17 protein-coding genes and 1 pseudogene are annotated in these 22,145 nt (G+C 58.9%); 6 read left to right on the top strand and 12 right to left on the bottom strand.

Features of this window, described 5'->3' with window-relative positions; all coding sequences use genetic code 11:
• Positions 1-622 precede the first annotated feature (622 nt).
• From argE to ACA073_RS10230, 11 genes and pseudogenes are all read right to left on the bottom strand, one after another.
• Positions 623-1,780 (bottom strand): acetylornithine deacetylase, encoded by a 1,158-nt coding sequence (gene argE / locus ACA073_RS10280; protein ID WP_497403154.1) that lies wholly within the window; start codon positions 1,778-1,780, stop codon positions 623-625.
• Positions 1,777-2,931: an NAD(P)/FAD-dependent oxidoreductase gene (locus ACA073_RS10275; protein ID WP_497403152.1), complete on the bottom strand. Its 1,155-nt coding sequence runs from the start codon at positions 2,929-2,931 to the stop codon at positions 1,777-1,779. Before ACA073_RS10275 ends, argE begins: the two co-directional genes overlap by 4 nt.
• On the bottom strand, positions 2,928-4,319 hold the full coding sequence (locus ACA073_RS10270) for an FAD/NAD(P)-dependent oxidoreductase (protein ID WP_497403150.1): 1,392 nt from the start codon (positions 4,317-4,319) through the stop codon (positions 2,928-2,930). The genes ACA073_RS10275 and ACA073_RS10270 overlap by 4 nt, the downstream gene beginning before the upstream one ends.
• The gene (locus ACA073_RS10265; protein ID WP_497403148.1) at positions 4,301-4,609 is read right to left on the bottom strand and encodes a (2Fe-2S)-binding protein; all 309 of its coding nucleotides are present in this window, start codon (positions 4,607-4,609) and stop codon (positions 4,301-4,303) included. Before ACA073_RS10265 ends, ACA073_RS10270 begins: the two co-directional genes overlap by 19 nt.
• A complete protein-coding gene (locus tag ACA073_RS10260) occupies positions 4,606-6,450 on the bottom strand; it encodes an ABC transporter ATP-binding protein (RefSeq protein WP_497403146.1) in 1,845 nt (614 codons plus the stop codon). The genes ACA073_RS10265 and ACA073_RS10260 overlap by 4 nt, the downstream gene beginning before the upstream one ends.
• Before the next feature lies 1 nt (position 6,451).
• A complete protein-coding gene (locus ACA073_RS10255) occupies positions 6,452-7,327 on the bottom strand; it encodes an ABC transporter permease (RefSeq protein WP_497403144.1) in 876 nt (291 codons plus the stop codon).
• Positions 7,324-8,280, bottom strand: coding sequence for an ABC transporter permease (locus ACA073_RS10250; RefSeq protein ID WP_497403143.1), 957 nt, complete (start codon positions 8,278-8,280; stop codon positions 7,324-7,326). Before ACA073_RS10250 ends, ACA073_RS10255 begins: the two co-directional genes overlap by 4 nt.
• A gap of 46 nt (positions 8,281-8,326) precedes the next feature.
• Positions 8,327-9,964: an ABC transporter substrate-binding protein gene (locus tag ACA073_RS10245; RefSeq protein WP_497403142.1), complete on the bottom strand. Its 1,638-nt coding sequence runs from the start codon at positions 9,962-9,964 to the stop codon at positions 8,327-8,329.
• Positions 9,965-10,056: 92 nt separating this feature from the next.
• The gene (locus ACA073_RS10240) at positions 10,057-11,331 is read right to left on the bottom strand and encodes an NAD(P)/FAD-dependent oxidoreductase (RefSeq protein WP_497403141.1); all 1,275 of its coding nucleotides are present in this window, start codon (positions 11,329-11,331) and stop codon (positions 10,057-10,059) included.
• Between the two features lie 37 nt (positions 11,332-11,368).
• Positions 11,369-12,037 carry a haloacid dehalogenase type II gene (locus tag ACA073_RS10235; RefSeq protein WP_497403140.1) on the bottom strand — a complete coding sequence of 223 codons (669 nt, stop codon included), beginning with the start codon at positions 12,035-12,037 and terminating at the stop codon, positions 11,369-11,371.
• Positions 12,038-13,393: 1,356 nt separating this feature from the next.
• A pseudogene (locus ACA073_RS10230) lies at positions 13,394-14,190 on the bottom strand (aldehyde dehydrogenase family protein).
• Positions 14,191-14,431: 241 nt separating this feature from the next.
• Here ACA073_RS10230 and ACA073_RS10225 point away from each other — a divergent pair.
• Together ACA073_RS10225 and ACA073_RS10220 are read left to right on the top strand one after the other, a co-directional pair.
• Positions 14,432-15,289 carry a GNAT family N-acetyltransferase gene (locus ACA073_RS10225; protein ID WP_497403139.1) on the top strand — a complete coding sequence of 286 codons (858 nt, stop codon included), beginning with the start codon at positions 14,432-14,434 and terminating at the stop codon, positions 15,287-15,289.
• Positions 15,290-15,334: 45 nt separating this feature from the next.
• Entirely contained in the window at positions 15,335-16,042 is a 708-nt protein-coding gene (locus ACA073_RS10220; protein WP_497403138.1) for a cupin domain-containing protein, read from the top strand.
• A gap of 62 nt (positions 16,043-16,104) precedes the next feature.
• Here the strand turns inward: ACA073_RS10220 and ACA073_RS10215 are convergent, their stop codons facing one another.
• Complete coding sequence (locus ACA073_RS10215) at positions 16,105-16,320, bottom strand: TOBE domain-containing protein (protein WP_038983759.1); 216 nt, start codon at positions 16,318-16,320, stop codon at positions 16,105-16,107.
• A gap of 383 nt (positions 16,321-16,703) precedes the next feature.
• Here ACA073_RS10215 and ACA073_RS10210 point away from each other — a divergent pair, with 383 nt between their 5' ends.
• From ACA073_RS10210 to ACA073_RS10195, 4 genes are all read left to right on the top strand, one after another.
• Positions 16,704-18,776 (top strand): type VI secretion system Vgr family protein, encoded by a 2,073-nt coding sequence (locus ACA073_RS10210; RefSeq protein ID WP_497403137.1) that lies wholly within the window; start codon positions 16,704-16,706, stop codon positions 18,774-18,776.
• Entirely contained in the window at positions 18,773-19,627 is an 855-nt protein-coding gene (locus ACA073_RS10205; protein ID WP_497403136.1) for a DUF4123 domain-containing protein, read from the top strand. Before ACA073_RS10210 ends, ACA073_RS10205 begins: the two co-directional genes overlap by 4 nt.
• 905 nt (positions 19,628-20,532) lie before the next feature.
• Positions 20,533-21,327 (top strand): hypothetical protein, encoded by a 795-nt coding sequence (locus ACA073_RS10200; protein ID WP_497403135.1) that lies wholly within the window; start codon positions 20,533-20,535, stop codon positions 21,325-21,327.
• 13 nt (positions 21,328-21,340) lie between these two features.
• Positions 21,341-22,135 carry a hypothetical protein gene (locus ACA073_RS10195; protein ID WP_497403134.1) on the top strand — a complete coding sequence of 265 codons (795 nt, stop codon included), beginning with the start codon at positions 21,341-21,343 and terminating at the stop codon, positions 22,133-22,135.
• The last annotated feature ends 10 nt before the right edge of the window (positions 22,136-22,145 follow it).

Below are 22,145 nucleotides of genomic sequence, written 5' to 3'. Positions count from 1 at the left end.
GGTTACTTGGAAAAGCCCCAAGTAACCAAGCGCTCTTGCCCCTTTCGTTCGGTGCCATCGGCCATCCATGGCCGGCCCACGGAGCAGAAGTGGGGAAAAACCTGGTGTACACCGATTCATTGTGGGAGCGAGCCTGCTTGCGAAAAATGTCCGGACAACGCGTTCATTCAGGCAGTACGCGTTTTCGTTGGCGTCCATCGCAGGCAAGCCAGCTCCCACAGGGGAATGCGTATGAGCATAGAGACAGGTCGGCTCGTAGGCCGCCTCGCGGTGCTGTTGCGGTAGTCGCCCCCTCGAGAGGCCGAGTGCAGGTTCTGCGCAGTGGGCAACCCGGCATGGATGCCGGGTTAGCCGCGCACGGCCATGGATGGCCGATCGCGGCGGGCCCACGGAGCAGGACCGGAGCGAGGGCATGCCGAGCCTTAGCGAGGCACCGAACGAAAGGGGCAAAAGCGCTTGGTTACTTGGCGCTTCTCCAAGTGACCCGCCGTAAAGGCGGAACCAATAGCCGCCGTTACCGCAGAAATGGATATGTACACCTGAAAGAAAATGCTCGGTTATCACGACGCCTTCGCGAGCAAGCCCGCTCCCACAGTTGATCTGCGATGGCTTTGGAACCTGATTACAATTTCAGGGACCCAAGCAACCCCTCGAGAAACCGTTCCCCCGCCTCCATCTGAGCAATCTCGATAAACTCATCCGGCTTGTGCGCCTGTTCGATCGAGCCCGGCCCACAGACCACCACCGGCACATCCAGACGCTGATTGAACAACCCACCCTCAGTACCGAAAGACACCTTGGACGTACCGGTATCCGGCGCCGCAAAGTTCTTCAAAAAGCGCACCGCCTCGACACTCGGGTGCGTATCCAGACCCGGATAGACATTGATGGTTTCGATCTCGATGGCCGCCACACTGGACAGCTTGCGCGCTTCGCTCACGATCAGTTCGGCACGCTCCTGCATCTGCGCCAAAAACTGATCGAGATCGTCCGCCGGCAGGTTGCGCACTTCGAAATCCAGGGTGCACAGGTTCGGCACGATGTTCAGCGCCTTGCCGCCGACAACCTGCCCGACATGCACGGTGCTGTAAGGCACGTCGTAGTCGGTATCCTGAGCACCGTGCTGTTGCAACTGCTGCTGACTCTGACGCAGCGCGGCGATGAAATCGCAGGCCACGTGAATCGCATTGACCGAACGCGGAGCCAACGAAGAATGCGCCTCCAGCCCTCGGCAATAGGTGCGGTAGGAACCCTTGCCTTTGTGTCCGAGCACAAACTGCATGTTGGTGGGTTCACCGATCAGGCACAGAAACGGCCGGACCGGCGCCAGGTGCAAGACGTCCAGCAAGCGCCGCACGCCGACGCAACCGATCTCTTCGTCATGGGACAAGGCGAGTTGCAACGGCCGGCTCAGCGAATGGTCGGCGGCATCGAGCATCGCGTCGATGGCCAGGGCGATAAAGCCCTTCATGTCGCAACTGCCGCGGCCATAAATACGACCGTCCTGCACCGTCGCCTGGAACGCCGGAAAAGTCCACGCCGGCCCTGCTGCCGGCACCACGTCGGTATGCCCCGAGAGCAAGATCCCCGGCAAGGCCTTCGGGCCCGTGCTGGCGAACAGGTTGGCCTTCTTGCCGGTTTCATCCTTGACGATAAGCGACTCGATGCCCTTGCTCAGCAGCAGCTCACGGACGTATTCGATGAGGGCCAGGTTCGACTCCGAAGACACGGTGTCGAAGGCCATCAGGCGTTGCAGAATGTCGAGCACACGAGGTTTCATGAAGCCTTGCTCCGTTGCTCTGCAGAAGGTGCGAACCGGTTGATCGAAAACGGTTCAATAGAGGTGCTGGTGCTGCCGGTGCTGATCAGTTCGGCCATGACGTCGCCCACTCCAGGGCCAAGCTGGAAGCCATGACCGCAGAAACCGAACGCATAAAACAAGCCATCGACCGTGCCGCTCGGCCCCATGACGGGCAGCGAATCGGGCAGATACCCCTCGATGCCGCTCCACACCCGAATGATGTTCAGGTTGCCGATACCCGGCAGCAGGCGACGCATTTGCTCCATCTGATTGAGGATGCTGCGCGGTTCGACCTGCGCCCGGCGAGTGAGCATGTCCGGCTTGCTGCGGTAGCCGCCGCCAATGACGATGTTGCCGCGAGGAATCTGTCGGAAGTAAATCACTTCCTCGGGAATTTTGGTGTACACGCCAATCACCGTCGGCAACGCGTAGGGCACCGGTTCGGTGACGGCCATTTGCGGGCCGTGGGTGTCCAGCGGCACTGGCTCGCCGAATTGCGCCGAGAGTTTCTGGCCCCAGGCTCCTGCGGTAATCAGCAACTGGGCGGCGCGGAATTCACGGCCGTCGGTGGTGGTGATGCTGAACTCGCCACCGACCTTCTGCACCTCGGCCACCTCGGTCTGCTCTTCAATCTGCGCGCCCAAACGCCGCGCTGCCCGGGCAAACGCCGGGGCGGCCAGACGCGGGTTGGCATGCCCGTCGTGAGGGGCATAGGAGCCGCCCTTCACATCCGGACCGAGGAACGGAAAGCGCGCGTGCAGCTCAGTGCCACGAAAGATTTTCAGATCCAGCTGCTCCGCCTCGGGGGCGTCGGCATAGGCTAGCAGCTCGGCTATCTCGTCTTCGCGGTAACACACCCGCATATGACCGCTGGCAATGAATTCGAGGTCATCGTCGATCAGTTCCGGCAGACGCTTCCACAGCGCCCACGAGCGGTTGGCCAGTTCCAGTTGCCCGAGAAATCGGCCCTGGCGCCGCACGTTGCCGAAGTTCACGCCGCTGGCGTACTGACCAATCTGGTCGCGCTCCAACAGGATCACCGACTGCCCGCGTTGCCGCAGGAAGAACGCCGCCGCCGAGCCCATCAGGCCGCCACCGACAATCACCACATCCGCTTTATGTACCGTCATGGCGAAACCTCCTCGGTGAGTATCGACAGCGGTTTCACCGGTGCCTGGCCGCGCTGACGGCCAACCTGTTGCACGCTGACCCCAGCGGCGGCGGCAATCACCTCGGCCCCGGCCTGCGAGCAATAGCGCCCTTGGCAACGGCCCATGCCGACCCGACTGAACGCTTTGGCCCGATTGACTTCGCACGCACCTTTTTCACTGACCGTGCGGCGCAACTCGCCGGCGCTGATCATCTCGCAACGACAGACGATGGCTTCATCCGGCAACACCCTCGCCTGCTCCGCCGGCCAGGGAAACGCCTGAGCCAGACCGAGACGAAACTGATCCATGACCGCCAGTGCGCGACGTTGCTCATCGCGCAATCCGACATTCACCGGTTGCCGCAGATCTTCCAGCAGAGCCATCGCCACCAGGCGCCCGGCGTGCTCTGCCGCATCCGCGCCGCGAATCTTCGAACCATCCCCGGCGGCATACACACCGTTGACCGAAGTTCGTCCTTCTTCATCCACCGCCAGCCACCATTGGCCGGACGCTTCATCGAAGCGCATACGGCAACCGGCCAGATCCGCCAGTTGGGTTTCCGGGCGCAAGTGATAACCCAGCGCCACCGCATCACAATCCACATTCAACGTCTCGCCGCGAGCCGTTAGCACCCGCACGCCACTGACACCATTGGCCGGGTCGCCCTGCACTTGCAGCGGCTTAATGCCCAGGTGCACCGGGATTTTCGCCCGGTACAACTGCGCCAACAGTTTCATCCCGGTGAACAGCAACCCCGGGCGCGCCATCAGTTTCGGCAGTGCCGCGATACGCTTGCTGATGGGTGAAGTGTCGAGCACTGCCGCGACCTTGGCGCCGGCTTTGACGTATTGGCTGGCGACCAGATACAGCAACGGCCCGCTGCCCATGAACACCACGCGGTGGCCGATCGAGACGGCCTGGGACTTGAGCGCGATCTGCGCCCCGCCGAGGCTGTAGGTGCCCGCCAATTGCCAGCCTTCAATCGGCATCAAACGGTCGGTGGCGCCGGTGCAGAGAATCAGCGCGTCGTAATCCACCGTCGTGTGCTTGCCCTGGCTGACGCAGCACAATTGCCCCGGCGTCAGGTTCCACACCAGCGTGTCCGGGCGATAGTCGATCTGCCCGCGCAAACGGTCGAAACTCTGGTGCAAGTCTTTGGCCTTGGCGGCTTCGGTGCCATACAAGGTGGCGTAGTCCCGGGTAAACCCTTCCGGCTGGCGACGGTAGATCTGCCCGCCATCCCGGCGATTCTCGTCGATCAGGATCGGTTTGAAGCCGGCGGCCAGCAAGGTTTCAGCGCAGCGAATGCCCGCTGGCCCGGCACCGACAATAACGACTTTATTAGAGCTCAGCCGTGCAGTGGCCATATCGCCTCCGGTTGTGTGGTGACGATGTCCAGCCCTTCACGGACCTCATTGGAACAGGCGCGCAGACGCTCGCCGCCGCGGGTCCAGACCCAGCAATCCTGGCAGGCGCCCATCAGGCAGAAACCGGCGCGGCGGCCTGAATCGAACTCCGATTGGCGCAACGCCGAACCCTGGGTCAGCAACGCGACCATCAGCGTATCGCCCTGCAGCGCCTCGATGGGCGCGCCGTCCACCATGAGTTTGACGATTGGCCGGCCCTGTTCAGCCAGCCTTACGAAACGCTCTTTCATGCACAGGCCCCCACAATCATGCTGTTTGAATCCTGCTGGCTTTTAAGCAATTCGGCACTGCCGTGATGGCAGAGGATTTCACTGCCTCCGTCGATGACCCGGCGGGTCGGCGCGGTGCGATTGCACAGGCCGTCGATCCGCACCGGGCAACGATTGAGGAAGGTGCACAGCTCCGGCACATTGGCCTTGGCCCCGATCGGCGGCAGCGTGCCGCAGGTGGTTGTACCGCAGCTTTCCAGCCAGCCTTGGCGCAACTCCGGCACCGAATGGATCAACAGGTCGGTGTAGGGGTGGAACGGTGCCTGGGCGTACGACTGCCGAGTGCCGGCCTGAATCTTGTGGCCGCTGTACATCACCACAATGTCATCGCACAGCGCGCGCACGGTGGAAATGTCGTGACTGATGAACAGATAGGACACACCCAGTTGCTGACGCAGGTCGCGCAGCAGTTCGAGAATCGCCGCGCCGACCACGGTGTCCAGCGCCGAGGTCACTTCGTCGCAGAGAATCAAATCAGGTTTGGCCGCCAGGGCCCGGGCCAGGTTGACCCGTTGTTTTTGCCCGCCGGAGAGTTCGTTCGGGCGCCGGTCGGCCAGGGTCCGAGGCAGGCGCACCAGATCCAGCAGTTCGCCGATCCGCTCGCGCAGCGCAGCGCCCTTGAGGCCGAAATACATTTTCAGTGGTCGGCTCAGGATGGTGCTGACGCTGTGCATCGGGTTGAGCGCGGTGTCGGCGTTTTGAAAGACCATTTGAATGCGTCGGAACTGCTCGTCAGTGCGCGACGACAGGTTTCCGCCCAAGGGCTGGCCATCGAAGGTCAGCCCGCCGAGGGCCGGCGCCAGCAATCCGGCCACCACCCGCGCCAAAGTTGACTTGCCGGAGCCTGACTCACCGATTACCCCGATCGCTTGGCCTCTGCGAACCGTCAGATCAATGTCCTCCAGCACGCGAATCGACGGCATGCCATGCAGGTTCTTGTTGCCGTAACCGGCGGTCAGCCCCTGGATGGTCAGCAGCGGTGTTTCTTCGGCGATGCCGCAGGGCGGGCGGATTGTCGTGTCCGGGCGGGCCGCCGCCAGCAGGCTGCGGGTGTACTCATGGGCCGGGGCATTGAGCAGCGGCGCGGTGGCGCTCTGCTCGAAGATCTGCCCACCATTGAGCACCACGATCTGGTCAGCCATCTGCGCCACCACCGCGAGGTCGTGGGACACGTAGACCGCCGTCGCCCCACGTTCACGGACCACCCGTTTGAAGGCGCGCAGCACGTCGATCTGGGTGGTCACGTCGAGGGCGGTGGTCGGTTCGTCGAGCACCACCAGCAATGGATCGCTGATCAGCGCCATGGCCGCCATCACCCGTTGCAGTTGACCGCCCGACACCTGATGCGGATAACGCTGACCGATGTGATCGGGGTCCGGCAGGGCCAGGTCGCGGAACAGCTCGATGCTTTTGGCTTCGAGCACGGCGCGGGTGCCCAGGCCATGAATCAACGCGCCCTCCACCACTTGATCGATCAGCTTCTTCGCCGGGTTGAACGCCGCCGCCGCGCTTTGGGCAATGTACGACACCCGGTTGCCGCGCAGGCTCTGCAATTCTTTTTCGCCAAGCGCCAGCATGTTGTGCTCGCCGACCTGCACCACACCGCCGGACAACCGACAACCGCGCCGGGCATAGCCGAGCAACGCCAGGGCGATCGTGGTCTTGCCGGAGCCGGACTCACCGATCAACGCCAGCACTTCACCTTTTTCCAGGGCGAAGCTCACGCCCTTGACGATTTCCGTTTCGCCGCGCTCGCCACAGGCGACCACGCGCAGGTCTTCGACTCGAATCAATGCGTTCATTTCAATGACCTCCCGTACGGCGACTACGTCGGGACGACAGTCTGTCGATAAACAGATTCACACCGATGGTCAGGGTGCCGATGGCCAAGGCTGGAATCACAATGGCCGGTGCGCCTTGATTGAGGCCGCCGATGTTTTCCCGTACCAGAGAACCGAGGTCGGCATCCGGCGGTTGCACGCCGAGGCCGAGAAAGCTCATGCCGCTGAGCAGCAATACGATAAAACCGAAGCGCAGGCCGAGGTCTGCCAGCACCGGGTTGAGCATGTTGGGGAGGATTTCCACGCAAGCCACATACAGACGGCGCTCGCCACGGGTACGGGCCACTTGCACGTACTCCAGGGCCTCGATATTCACCGCCATGCTGCGGGCGATGCGAAACGCGCCTGGGGTAAAACTCAGGACCGCCGTACAGATCAGCAAGGTGACCGAAGAGCCGAAGGCCGAGACCATGATGAGCGCCAGCATCTTGCTCGGGATCGAGATAAAGGCATCCATCAAACGACTGATTGTTTCGTCCAGCCACTTCGGCGAAACCACTGACAGCAACGCGCAACTGGTGCCCAGACCGCTGGCCAACACCGCAGCAATCAACGCCAGGCCGACGGTGAACCGCGCCCCAACGAGGATGCGACTGAGCATGTCGCGGCCCAGGTAATCAGTGCCGAACGGGTAAACGCCACTGATGCTGTCAAAGACATTGTCGGAGACCACTGCGCCTACCGGGTGCGGCGCAAGCCATGGGCCGAAGATGGCGACCAGCAACCAGATCACACACATTGCAGCGCCGGCCAGGCCGAGCCAGGAGGAATTATGGGAGACCTTGCCCAGTGCCAGTATTGGCGCAGAAGATGGCGATTTCTCAATGAGATTGTTCATTGGTTTCTCAGCCTCGGATTGGACAGAATCGCGCACAGGTCGGCGATCAGCACCAACGTCAGATACGCCGTACAAAACAACATGGTGCAGGCCTGAACCAATGCCATGTCGCGGTTCGTCACTGCATCGACCATCAGACTGGCGATGCCGGGATAGTTGAAGATCGTTTCTACGATCACCACCCCGCCCAACAGGTAGGACAGGCTCAGTGCAATGGCATTGGCAATGGGGCCGATGGCATTGGGCAAGGCATGGCGCAGGACGATCCGCATCTTGCTCACGCCTTTGAGCCGGGCCATTTCCACGTACGGACTGTCAAGCTGATCGATCACTGCCGCCCGGGTCATGCGTGCCATCTGCGCGACAATCACACAGCACAGCGTCATCACCGGCAAGGCGTAGGTACGCATGAATTGCCAAGGCGAGGTGATGTCGCTGGCATAAGACAACGCCGACAACCAGCCCAGGTTCACTGCAAAAATGAGTACCGCCAGGGTGGCGACCAGAAACTCCGGCACCGCCACCATGGTCAAGGTGAAAAAGCTGAGAAAACTGTCGATGCGCCCGCCCCGGCCCATGGCCGAACCAATGCCCAGGATCAATGCCACCGGCACTGATACCAGCGCCGTGGCGGCCGCCAGCATCAGCGTGTTGGGCACCCGCCCCGCCATCAAGTCGCTGACGGGCATGGCGTTGGACACCGACAGGCCCATGTCACCGCTGAGCAGGTTCATCAACCAATGCAGGTAACGCACCACACCGGGTTGATCCAACCCCATTTTCAGGCGCAAGGCTGCCACCTGTTCGGGCGTGGCGAATTGCCCCAGAGATTGTTGCGCCGCATCTCCCGGCAGCACCGCCGTGATGGCGAATACCACCATGGACACAATCAACAGGGTCACGATCGCCGCGCCCAGACGCCGGCCAATCAACCACAGTGTGGTGCTATTCATCTAACTACCCTCATGCAAAATAGCAGCAGCAAAAGCCTATCTTCAGTCAAGCGTCCAGCCAGACTTGCTCGGCAAACATGTACCCCATGAAACCGCCCAGGGGGTTGGTGCCATAGCCTTTGACGCGCTGATCGACACCATCGATGTTGCTGATGAACACCGGAACGCCGATACCGCTGTGCTCATGCACCAGGACTTGCATGTCGGCGTACATCTTGCCGCGCTTGGCCTCGTCGGTTTCACCGCGGGCTTGAACCAGCAACTGATCGAACTGATCGTTCTTCCAGCCCGATTCGTTCCATGGCGCGGTGGACTGGAAGAATTGCGAAAAGAGCATGTCGGCATTGGGCCGCGGGTTGATGTTGCCGAAGCTGAGCGGGTGCTTCGCCCAGTGATTGGACCAGTAGCCATCGCTTGGCAGACGGTTGACGTCAAGCTTGAGCCCGGCCTCTTTGGCTGACTGCTGCAGCAGCACGGCGATATCCACGGAACCGGTCGCAGCGGGCGAACACATCAGCGGCATGCTGATTTTTTCCATACCGGCCTTCTTCAGCAGAAAGCCCGCCTTCTCCGGGTCGTACGTGCGCTGCGGCAAGTCGGCATTGAAGAAGCGTGCGCCGGGCGCAATCGGATGATCGTTGCCGACCACCGCGTAGCCACGAAATACCGCGGACTTGATCTGCTCGCGGTCCAACAGCAACTTCATCGCCTGGGTGAACTCCGGGCTTTGTCCCGGCAACTGATCCTGGCGAATGATCAGGTCGGTGTAATTGCCTGACGGCGAGTCCACGACCCGATGCTTGGTGCTGTCCTTGAGGCGTCCAGTCGAGCGTGGGTTAACCTCGTTGACGATGTGCACGTCGCCCGACAACAGGGCATTGATCCGCGACGGTTCGTCGGCGATGCCGATAAATTCGATTTCGTCCAGATACGGCAAACCGGGTTTCCAGTAATTGGTATTGCGTACACCAATGGAACGCACCCCCGGCTTGAAATCCTTGACCTTGAACGGACCGGTTCCGATGCCCTGACTGAAATCGCTCGTACCCTCGGGAACGATCAACATGTGAGCGACGGCAAAAACCGATGGCAATTCAGCATTTGGGCCGGTCAGTTTTATCTGCACTTCGTGAGTGCCGACGGCCGTGACTTCAGCGAACTGCGACGCCAGCGGCAGGACCTTGGAACCGGTGAGCGGGTCCTTGTGCCGCAACAGAGAAAACACCACATCGGCGGCTGTCAGTGCCTTGCCGTTGTGGAAAGTCACGTCCTTGCGCAGGGTGATCACCCAGAGGGTGGCGTCAGTGGTTTCGATACGCTCGGCCAACTCCAGTTGCGGCACCATATGGCTGTCGAAACGCGTCAGGCCGTTGTAGAACATGTAATGGCGCACGTAGTCGGTGGACGATGAGCCTTTGGCCGGATCCAGGGTGTCGGCGGTGGAACTGGACGAGCCGGCGACGCGAATTCGCCCGCCAGGTTTGCCTTTGCCGGGGGTGGCGGCTTCTTCAGCGAACAGCTTGCCGGCGGCGCCGAAAAGGCTGCCGGCGCCTGCTGCGGCTACACCCGCCACACCGAGCATCTGCAAGGCGTTACGGCGCGACATGCCGCGATTCAGACTTTCAAACACTCGCAGGCTTTCCTGGCCTGAAATGAGTGTCGAGTCGTTTTTGTTGTCAGTCATATCAGTTGTACCTGTCGATAGTGAGAAGGCTCAAGCTCGCGGTTATCCGGAGCGTCTTGAAACGCAAACGACGGTGACTCCACAACATCAACTCAATGCAAATAATCCTGGAAACGGTAGTATGCGCCGACAAAAGGCAGGAACCACGGCTTGCCGAAATGTCCGGGAATCGCCGGCCAGTCGAGTTCGCGCCAGGGGTTGGCCTCGACGTTACCGGCCATGACTTCAGCCATGACCTGACCCATGTGCACCGACATCTGCACACCGTGGCCGCTGTAGCCCATGGAGTGAAAAACCCCGCCGTGCTGACCGGCCCGCGGTAGCCGATCAGACGTCATGTCCACCAATCCGCCCCAGCAATAGTCGATTTTCACGTCGGCCAACTGCGGGAACATCTGCACCATCGCCGCTTGCAGCACCTTGCCGCTTTTCGCGTCATTGACGCTGTCCGACATGGCGAACCGCGCACGGCCGCCAAACAGCAGACGGTTGTCCGGCGTGAGGCGAAAGTAGTTACCGATCATGCGGCTGGTGACATACGCCCGGCGACCCGGCAGCAACTGCTCGATCAACGACGGCGGCAGCACCTCGGTGGCAATCACAAAACTGCCCACCGGCACGATGCGCCGGCGATACCAGCCCAACCCACCGTGCTGACAGGCCCCCGTGGCCAACAAGACTTGCCCGGCGTGCAGCGAACCCTTGCTGGTGTTGACCTGGTAGCCGCCGGCCTGGGCTTTCCAGTCCTTCACCGAGGTGCCTTGATGAATCAGGGCACCGTGGCGCGCCGCTGCCTCGGCCAGACCGACACCGAAACGCCCGACATGCATCTGCACCCCGTTGCGTTGCAGCAGACCACCGTGGAACTGAGCCGAATTGACTTCTGCACGGGCTTGTTCGGCGGTCAGCAATTCGACGTCGGCATCGACCTCATTGCGAATCAATTCACAGGTCCGCGCCAGACCTTCGTAGTGCATGGGCTTGGCCGCCAGCTTGAGCTTGCCGTTGCGAACCAGATCGCAAGCGATTTGCTCCTGCTCCACCAACGAAACGACGCTCTGCACCGCACTTTCATAAGCCTTGTAATAGGCCCGTGCCTTGTCAGCGCCGAGACTGGCGCTCAGCCCGGCATAATCCTGGGCCACCCCGGTGTTGCATTGCCCACCGTTGCGGCCCGAGGCTTCGCCGATCACCCTCCCGGCTTCCAGCACCACCACACTGGCGCCTTTCAGGGCCAGCGCACGAGCCGCCGCCAGGCCGGTGAAACCGCCACCGACAATGGCCACGTCGACCTGCCCGGGCAACGCGCCGAGCTGAGCACCGGTGAAGGCCGGTGCGGTGTCGAGCCAGTAGGATTCACTGCCCATGTCTAACCCCTTATGCGATGAAAAGCGCCGTGACGACTCAGAGCCCGACCAGCGCGGGCAGCCCGCCAATGTCACTGATCTGTTGATAGCCATAGAACGCATTGCCCGGAACTTCGTGACCACGGGCGACGAAGGCCTTGTTCTTGATCTTCATGTCGTGGGCCGGCATCAGGTCGTAACGGAAGCTCGAAGACACATGCAAGATGTCTTCCGGACCGCAGTTGAGGTTGTCGAGCATGAACTCGAATGCTGCCAGGCGCGGTTTGTAGGCTTGAGCCTGTTCGGCGGTGAACACCTTGTGAAACGGTGCGCCGAGCTTCTCGACGTTGGACATGATCTGGCTGTCGCTGGCGTTGGAGAAAATTACCAGGGGGATCTTGTCGGCAATTTTCGACAGACCGGCCGGCACGTCAGCGTGCGGACCCCAGGTCGGTACGGCGTCGTAGTACAGCTGACCTTCTTCACGGTACTCGATACCCCAGCGCTTGCAGGTACGCGCCAGGGCAGTCTTGAGGATTTCGTCATACGGTCTCCAGTCTCCCATGACCTGATCCAGGCGATAGGCGGAAAAATCTTTGACGAATTGCTCCATCTGCTCGGGTTGAACACGATCGGCGAAAAGCTCGCGAGTCATGGTGCCCATGTGGAAATTGGTCAGCGTACCGTAGCAGTCGAACGTAATGAATTTGGGACGAAGGAAGCTCATTGAGTGCGGTCCTGTAGTTCGTTGAGGTCATGGCGCGACAAGCATTAGCTGCGTTTCGCCAGCAGTGATGCAACGCTGCAGCACACCGTCATTACACCACCGTGAAATCAGCAGATGGCGTTAAAAGCGACCGCTGCTCGATACAAACCACCGTTTTAGCCTACCCCCTCAGCAGACTTTGCGGCACGCTCCAGCCTTGGGCAAACCCTGTATTTATGCGCTCTTATGGGCCTTTATTGCCCTGTTCTGCATGGCTGTGTCGCCATTCGCCGCAGAACCTGCGCCCGGCCGAACAAAACCGGGCGCGTCCCTGAGGAAGCGCCCGGTTTGTGCTGCTTGAAACGTGTTGAAGACCCGAGGGGAGCTGAGAACCTGTGGGAGCGGGCTTGCTCGCGAAAGCGTCGTGTCAGTCGACATTAATGCTGGCTGACACACCGCTTTCGTCGCCGCTCCCGCAGGTGTAATGCTGTTCGCTTTAGCCCTGCCGGGTACAGACATATCTAGCGGGATTGGGGTTGGGGTACATATCCGTTGCTGCAGTAACGGCGGCTGGCGGTTTCGCTTTTACAGCGAGTCACTTGGAGAAGCGCCAAGTAACCAAGCGCTTTTGCCCCTTTCGTTCGGTGCCTCGCTGTGGCTCGGCATGCCCTCGCTCCGGTCCTGCTCCGTGGGCCCGCCGCCATCGGCCATCCATGGCCGGGGGCGGCTAACCCGGCATCCATGCCGGGTTGCCCACTGCGCAGAACCTGCGCTCGGCCTCTCGAGGGGGCGTGTACCTCAAAAGCCAAATCAAAAGCCAAATCAAAAGCCAAGGCGAGGCGGCCTGAGAGCCGACCTGATGTCTAGTCCGGTCATGTCATCGGTGGTGAACGGTGAACACCAATGTCATGCCCCACAAAAATCTAACTGTGGGAGCGGGCTTGCTCGCGAAGGTGGACTGACATTCAGCATATATGTCGACTGACACGGCCTCTTCGCGAGCAAGCCCGCTCCCACAGGTGAACATTGCAAGTCCAGAGTGTGCGAACGGCTAAGTAAGCGAAGCGCGCCCGCTTGATGCCCAGGTCGGCTATCAGGCCGCCTCGCGGTGCTGTTGCGGGAGTTGCCCCCTCGAGAGGCCGAGTGCAGGTTCTGCGCAGTGGGCAACCCGGCATGGATGGCCGATGGCGGCGGGCCCACGGAGCAGGACCGGAGCGAGGGCATGCCGAGCCTTAGCGAGGTACCGAACGAAAGGGGCAAGAGCGCTTGGTTACTTGGCGCTTCTCCAAGTGAGCCGCTGTAAGAGCGGAACCAATAGCAGCCATCACCAAAACAATGGATATACACACAACAGCTTGAGCAAACAGCATTTGCCTATTACTGAACGATATCAATCAACACACTCTTAAAGCGCAGATTGGCCTCAAACGCTTCACGCCCCAGATCCTTGCCGATGCCAGACCGTTTATCTCCGCCAGTCGGCAAGATGTAGTCATTACTGCGCCCGTAGCGGTTAACCCACACCGTCCCCGCTTCCAGCTTGCGCAACAGGCGCAAGGCACGATTGATGTCCGCTGTATGCACGCCCGCGGCCAAACCGTAGGTGGCGTGCGCGGCCAATACCAGCGCCAGAACCTGTTCTTCGTCATCGAAGGCTTGCACCGTCAACACTGGGCCGAAGATTTCTTCACAGATTGCCGGATTATCATTGTCGAGATTCACCAGCAACGTCGGTTTGTAATAAGCACCGCCCAAGCCATCGAACAGCCCGCCACCGGTAAGCACTTCGGCGCCAGCCTGACGCGAGCGCTGCACGATACCGTCGATGCGACTGGCCTGGAGTCGGGAAATGATCGGCGACAAGGTGCTGGCGGACGACCAGGCCGGCCCGGGACGCAACGCTTCAAAATACGCCTGCAAATGCGCGATAAACGGTTCCATTCACCGGTGACGCGACCATCGCCCTGCACCACGTTGAAAATCCCGGCCGGAATGTCTGCCAGGCATCATTGAGCGCTTCGTCTACCAGATCGGCATCGGCGATGGGCAACTGGGCATAGGCCTGGCCGTCCGACGGTCGAACAACTTCCAGACCCGGGCTGCGCATCGCGGTATTGGCCAGCGATAAAGTGAGCGCTGCGCACAGCAATAAGGCGAGGCTCAAAGCTATCCATGGAGCACTCCAGAAGGCGATGACGAGTGGTGAACTCAGGCCTCCATCGTAGAAAAAAAACCCAAGCATTTGCTGCCGACGTTGTTGTGCAATTAAGTAGTAAGTGTGGTCTTGCGACCTTCGGCGCGCGGAATCTGCCGAATGTTCCAGCCCCCCTTGTCAGCCCCCCACACAGATGGGATACAGGCATCATCGCACTGGAAAACCGGTCGCTCGCACACACTGCTCAACGGAGACTCGCCATGTCCGCCCTGCCACAATCCGCTGTTGTTTATCGCCCGATGACCGCTGCCGATCTTCCCGTAGCCCATGATTTATCGGTGCAGTTGAAGTGGCCCCATCGCCTGGAAGACTGGGCCATGTTGCAACGGGTCAGCGAAGGGTTTGTGGCGGTGGATGGCGAGCGGTTGATCGGCAGCGCGTTCACCTGCCCACAAGGGGAATTCGCCACCATCGGCCTGGTGATCGTCAGTGGCGATTATCAAGGCCAGGGCATCGGTCGCCAGTTGATGGAGCAGGCAATCGCAGCCTGCGGAACACGCACCCCGCTACTCAACGCGACGATCGCCGGTCAGCCGCTTTATTCAAGCCAGGGCTTTGTCGAGTTCGGCAGGGTTCAGCAGCATCAGGGCAACGTCGATCCACCCGCAATTGAGGCCTTGGCCGACGGTGAGCAGTGCCGCGAATTGAGCGAGGCCGATCACGCTGGCGTGCTCGCGTTGGCCAACGCCGGCAGCGGGCTCGATCGACACGCCGTACTCAGCGACGTGTTCGGTGTGGTCGAAAAAGAGCTGGTGATCGAACGCGACGGACAGCTGCGCGCCTTCGCGCTGTTGCGCCCCTTTGGCCGCGGTCGTTGCATCGGTCCGGTGGTTGCCGAAAACCTTGAACAGGCCAAACACCTGATTGCCGTTTTGCTCGCGCAAGTGCCAGACGCGTTCGTGCGCATCGACATTCTGGCCGACAGCGACCTGTCCGAATGGCTGGAATCCGCAGGTTTGAAGCACATCGACACCGTGGTGCCCATGGCCAAGGGCACCCCGCCGCAAGCCAGCCAAGGCGTGCAGCAATTCGCCTTGGTCACCCAAGCCATCGGCTGACCGTTACTCAGCCTCCAGCCCCCCTGTCCATGGAGCATTACTCGTATGTTAGAACCTACTATTCTGCTGTTGGCTCGCGCTGATGGCAGCCGCGTTGACACGTCTTTCACAGCAAGCTCCTTGAGTGCTTTCGACCCCTTCAAGGACGGTCGGCAGGTCGCCTATAACGGCGCGGATGGCGTTTCGGCAGGCGTCGTGCACACCCGCGGCACATTCGACAGCGATGACTTCCCGCACACCGAAGTCATCGTGATCCACGCCGGCCACGTCGTGCTGCAATCCGAGGATCAGACCCTGCAACTGGGTGTCGGCGCCAGCGCCGTGATCGGTCGCGGTACAGCACTGCGACTCCTCGCCGAAGCGGATACGTGCTGGGCCTTTTGTGCCGTCAGCACTCCCGCCCCGACACCCGGCCTGACCGCGCTCGATCCGCTGGACATACTCGCGCCTTCGGCGGCACCGGAATCACAGATTCTGATCGGGCCGACGCCGCAGTGCCGGTCACACAATGCCTTTGAAGACGACACCAGCAACCTGCGCGTCGGCGTCTGGGATTCAACACCGTACGAGCGCCACGGCCGGCCGCACAAACTCCACGAACTGATGAGCCTGATCGAAGGCAGCGTGACCCTGACGGCGCCGGGCGGAACGAGTGTGACGGTCAATACCGGCGACAGCGTATTCGTGCCGCACGGTGCACCGTGCGCGTGGAAAAGCACGCGGTATGTACGCAAGATTTACGCGGTAAAGTAGCCACCCTCGCCGGGCTGGACGCGTTTTGTCCGAAGCATGGATGCTTCGGACAAAACGCCGTTTCAGAGCTTGGCGATCGACACCTCGGTGGATTTGACGAAAGCGATCACCTCGCTCCCCACCTTCAATTCAAGATCACGCACCGAGCGGGTGGTGATCACCGAAGTGACAATCCCGGAGGCGGTTTGCACATCGATTTCCGAGACCACTTCGCCTTCGACGATTTCCTTGATGACACCCTTGAACTGGTTACGGACGTTGATCGCTTTGATGGTCATGTTGAAGCTTCCTGTGTGAGGTAGAACGCATCCGAACGGATGGGCAGGCGTTCAAAGTGCGCCTCACGGAACGACACTAAAAGGAATATATAATTATTTATTTATACCTTTTGGAAATATAGGCCTCCCACACCTTGGGTGAATCACGCGGAATCTGTAGGAGCTGACCTTCAGAGATCACGCCATCGCCTGGCATTCAGACGACTGAATCGAGTTGTAACCGCACTTTAGGAACCGTCTTACATCAATTCAAATGCGCCCTTGGTAGCGTTTCACCGAACCCGGCTCCGGGGCGTTTTGTTGTGTTGGCCATGGAAGGTCATACGCAAGCGTTGCATCAACGTCCCGAAGCCTGTGCCACGCCACAGGAAAAGGAACCCTGGATGCTCAACGCAAATCCCCACGCCCGTTTCAGCCTCACGATCGACGACTTTCAACATGACCTGCAGGTGCTCAAATTCACCGGCAAGGAACTCATCAGCCAGCCTTACGCCTTTGAGATCGAGCTGGTCAGCGACAGGCGGGACCTGAACCAAAACGATCTGTTGCACAGACTGGCCTTTCTCGCTTTCAACGACGCCGGCGATGGCATTCACGGACAAATTCATTGCGTGAGCAAAGGCAGTCTCGAAAATGGCCTGACCCGCTACAGCGTAACGATGGTGCCTCGGTTGACGTACCTGGACCACCGCATCAATTGCCGCATTTTTCAGCAAATGACCGTCCCGCAAATCATTGCGCAGGTGCTGGAAGTCCACGGCATCCATCTTGAATTCCACCAGTTTCAGCTCGGCAGCGTTTATCCGGATCGTGAGTACTGCGTTCAGTACGATGAGTCCGATAGAGCGTTCATAGAACGCCTCTGCCAGGAGGAAGGACTGCACTACCACTTCCGGCACAGCCGCGAAAAACATGTGATGGTGTTTGGCGACAACCAGACTGTATTTCCCAGGCTCGACCGTCCGACACGCTATAAACACAACAATGGCATGGTCGCCGAAACACCCGTAATCAACCACTTCGACGTGCAAGTGAAAGCCGGCACCAGCCGCACGACTCGCCGCGATTACGACTTCAAAAAAGCGCGTATTTTGCTGGAGGCCGAAAGCAGGTCTGATATTTCCAGGACTCAGCCGGATCTTGAGGATTACCAGTACCCCGGTCGCTTTACCCAGCGCGATCGCGGCAAGTTGTTGAGCCGACGCGCACAGGAACGTCAAGGCGCCGAGTGCCATTTGGCGCGGGGTAAAAGCGATCAACCGATGCTGCTCTCCGGGCACTTCCTGCCACTGTCCGAACATCCGGACGAAGAATGGAACGACCTGTGGTTGCTGACCGAAATAACGCATGAAGGCGCACAGCCGCAAGTCCTGCAACAGTACGCGGCCTACACCGGCACCAGCGTTGAAAACGGCTTTCAGGGGTATCGTAATGAGTTCCTCGCCACGCCTTGGGAGGTGATCTACCGCTCGCCGTTGACCCACAACAAACCGCGCATCGCCGGCGTTCAAAGCGCTGTGGTCACCGGCCCGAAAGGCGAGGAAATTCACTGCGACGACTACGGTCGGGTCAAGGTGCAGTTCTTTTGGGATCGCGAAGGTCGCAACGACGATAAAAGCAGTTGCTGGCTGCGGGTCTCCTCCCTCTTGGCTGGCAATGCTTTTGGCGGCGTCTCCTTGCCGAGAGTAGGCATGGAGGTCCAGGTCAGCTTTCAGGACGGCGACCCCGATCACCCCGAAATCATCGGTTGCCTGCCCAACAGCGCCAACCCGGCGCCCTACGAATTACCCGCCAACAAAACCCGCAGCGTATTCCGCTCCCGCAGCTCGCCAGACAGCACGGGGTTCAGCGAACTGCACGTTGAAGACCGTGCCGGTCAGGAATTGATTTATCTGCGCGCCCAGCGGGACATGGAACAGCGGATAGAAAACGACAGCCGGATGGAGGTCGGCAACGAGCTGCGCACCACCGTCAAGGGCGACAGTTTTACCGTGCTGGAAGCCACGGAACACCGCACCACCACCGGTGATCGGCATATACAGCTCAAGGCCAACGATTATCTGCAAGTTGCCGGCAACAGCCACACCCACGTTGATCAGACGCTGGCGCTCAGCGCTGGCCGGTTGTTTGTTTTTGAAGCCGGCGATCAGATCATTCTGAAAGCCGGGGCCAAGTTCTCGATCGAAGCCGGTGGTGAACATTTACAGGTAGGCGGCGGCGGAATATTCGGCAGCAGCGAACTCCAGATCGGTGGTGCTCCGATGCGCGTACCAGCCGCCTCAGTCGCTGCGCCTCGATCAGTTGATGGCTTGTCTGTGCCACATGAACTGCCGCCTATGCTCGCGTCTTCCCAGCCCGCACTGATGGCGGCAAGCAACGCGTTGGCGGCGGACTTCTGCCCGATCTGCGAAGCCTGCCGAGATGGCGTCTGCCCAACGGAAGGAACCGCCGCATGATCAACACACTCCCCCGCCAATGGATGAACGAACAGCGCCGCTCGGGCCATGAACTGTGCCTGGTGCTGGACTCGCAGAACGAGCGCGAAACCCGTCAGCTGTTGTTGAAATCCAGCGGGCATGACCAGTATTTGAGCGTCTACAACGCAACAACCCTCGCGAATCTGGCCGATGCCGGTCCGTTTATTTTCACCCTGGTACAGTCCGGCGACAGACGCCTCGATCACCTGCTGGATCATCCCGAACGCAACTGGGGCTGGCTCGCGAGCGTGGAAAAAGGTGCCTTGCGCGGGTTGGTCAATCACTGGCAAGAGCGATTGATTGTCGGGACGCGCCCCTATCAGGCGCTGTATCGCTTTCACGACAACCGAGTATTGAGTCGCGCGCTAAAACATCTGCCGCCTGAAGAATATCCGGTCTTCCTTGGGCCGGCGATCAGCGTCTGCTACTGGGACGGCGCAGCCTGGAAAACAGCTCAAAACCCTGCCCCCGGCACGCATCCCGTTCCGGACAACCCACTCTGGTTGCGCACTCCCCTGCCCCAACCGCAGGCCTCGGAAATTCGCCGTCTCAATGCCCATCGGTACTTACTGGCCGAGCATGTCGAGGCCTACGCCAACCTCGCCGAACAGCATGACCCTGACGCTTGGTTGCGTGAGCGCTTGGCCATGGCGGATGCGTGGGGATGGATGGAGCCGGAGCAGTTGGAATTTCTGTTGATTCAGAGTTTGCAAGCGTCGGGGTTTACGTTGTCGCCGGAGTGGGAGGTGCGGGGGCATGAGAGTCCGGTGGAGCACTTTGAGCGGGTGCGGCAGTTGGTGTTTTTTTGGCAAGGAGATGCGCCGATATGAACCAGACGCGTGTCATCAATTCGGACAATCCCACCATACTGTTAGAAATACAGGTCGGAAAATGAAACTACTTTTGCTAAGTCTGATTATTCCTCTACTGACTGGTTGTACTTGGGGCCTACTATTCATAAAAGAAGGGACGATGGAACTAACCAGCCATTACGGGTTTCGGCGTGCAACCATAATAGTTGAGACACCTGCAAATTTTCACGCTTCCTACACAGCTTACTATAAGCCTCGCACTCCGGAAAATTGCCAATTTTATGGCGTTGGCACCGGAGGCTATTACACTCGAGACAGAAAACAAAAATTTGAAAAATCCGAAGCAAGCAACTCAGAACAAACTATAAAATTTAGAGTGCCACTTACCTATCACATTGGCACTTGCACGATGCATCTCTCTGGATTGAAAACCGAAATCGAGTCCACATATAACCGAGGATCCAGCACTTCCCTAGACATTATAGATACTACTCAAAAAACCAATAAAGACACTCTCGGAGAGAGAATTATCAGAAATTTATGCGACCCTAGTTTCGTTATAAAGACCGCAACTACTGATATCAAAAAAATATCCATGTACTTACCTTGCAAAAAAGCCAATGAACAATGGCAACTTTTGGAAAACCTCTTGCATCAACCTAACTTACACAAAGAAATTTCGTTCGACGAGCTTAGGCGCACGCCTGTTCGATATATCTACCGCATAACACAAAATGAACGACCGCTATTTCCGAAGAACTGGATAAAGTCAGAGAGTGGCTGGAAACCCTGCGCACCCATATCGAAATCGCTAGGCGAAGGAGCATGTAGCCACTCTAAATCGAAATTCACGAACTTTCAGACTCCAGATGGCCGTATATGCACCATATACCCCGGCTGCACGGAATAAGGATATCAATCACATGGCAATATTTTCTTCGCTACAGAAGCTGCTGCTGAAATATTCTGCGATGAGTTGCTGCTTCATACTAATCACTGGCTGTACCAATAGTCAGCCGGACACGTTCACCTTTACAGCCGATTTACCACCCAACTTTGCCTATAAGGCCATCGCCGAGTATGTGCCCGCCAAAGGTGAAACCTGCACCGTACCGGGGGGAAGGAATACGGCCGTCGGGTACAACATGAAGTGGCGTGAAAGTTACACGCCGAATTCTGAAATTGCCATGTATAGGACAGTCAGTGGCTGTCCGCTGGTGATCAGGCGTATCAAGCTGGATATCAACGCTTCCTATTGGACACATCGGGGGGACTTCGGTGGGGACAGCGCAATGGTCATCGTCCGCGATGATCTGGAGGAACAATACAAAGGCACGTTCAGTGAATCGGGTGAAAGCACTTTTTACGGTCATTGCCAGTGGCTGTTTCGCACTGCGGGTGCGCAGCGACGCATTGTCAAAATTCTCGATTGCAAAACAGCGAACGCCGAAGGCGAGCCGGCACGTGGCCGCCCGGTTTCGGGATATAGCCTCGATCAGCTGAAAGGCAAAACCGTAAAAATGAAGATCACGTTGGCCGCAGAGGAAAGGCCTGGTTGGGGTGACACATGGGTCGAAGTACCCGGTGGATGGAAGCGCTGCATGGGAAAAGGTTTTGAAGATCAGGATGCGTTCTGCTTTGGAAATCACTCTGATTTCAGCACGTTCAAAATGCCAGATGGCCGTATCTGCACTATTTACCCTGGCTGCACGGAATAAGGACATTAATCACATGGCAATCATTTCTTCGCGGCTTAAGTTGCTGCTGAAATTCTCCGCATTGAGTTGCGGCATAGCATTAACCAACGGCTGTGCCAAGAGTCCGCCGGACACTTTTACCTTAACCGCTGACTTACCCAATAATTTTGTATATCAGGCAGTTGCAGAATATGTACCGGCCGATGGGGAAACCTGCACCGTACCGGGAGGACGAAACACCGCAGTCGTTCACAACCCGATATTGCGTAAAAATTACATCGAAAACTCCGAGATCGCCATTTACAGAGTCGTCAGTGAATGCAGGTTGGTGATCAGCCGCATCAAGCTGGACATACATTCCAAATACGGCAATTCAAGTTGGGACTTCGGTGAGGACTTCGCAACTGTCGTCGTCCGAAGTGAACTGGAGAAAAAGTACAAAAAAACCTTTAGCGAAGCAGGTGAAAGTACCTTTTACGGTCAATGCGAGTGGCTGTTTCGCACAATGGGACCGAAACGACGCATCGTCAAACTCCTCGATTGCAAAGCAACTGATGCTCAAGGCGACTCAGGGCGTGGCCATCCTTTTGCTGCGTACTCCCTTGACCAATTGCCAGGCAAGACTGTGAGTATGAAGATCAAGTTGGCCGATACGGAGAGACCCGCTATTGGGGACACTTGGGTCAGGGTACCCAACGGGTGGAAGCGGTGCATGGGCCGTAACTTTGAAGATCAATACGCCTTTTGCTTCGGAAATCACAAAGACTTCAGCACTTTCAAAATGGTAGATGAACGCATCTGCACCATTTACCCCGGCTGCATAGAATAAGGAGATATTC

This window comes from Pseudomonas sp. LBUM1670 (assembly GCF_059695695.1).
This window is presented reverse-complemented; position numbering and strand designations above follow the sequence as displayed.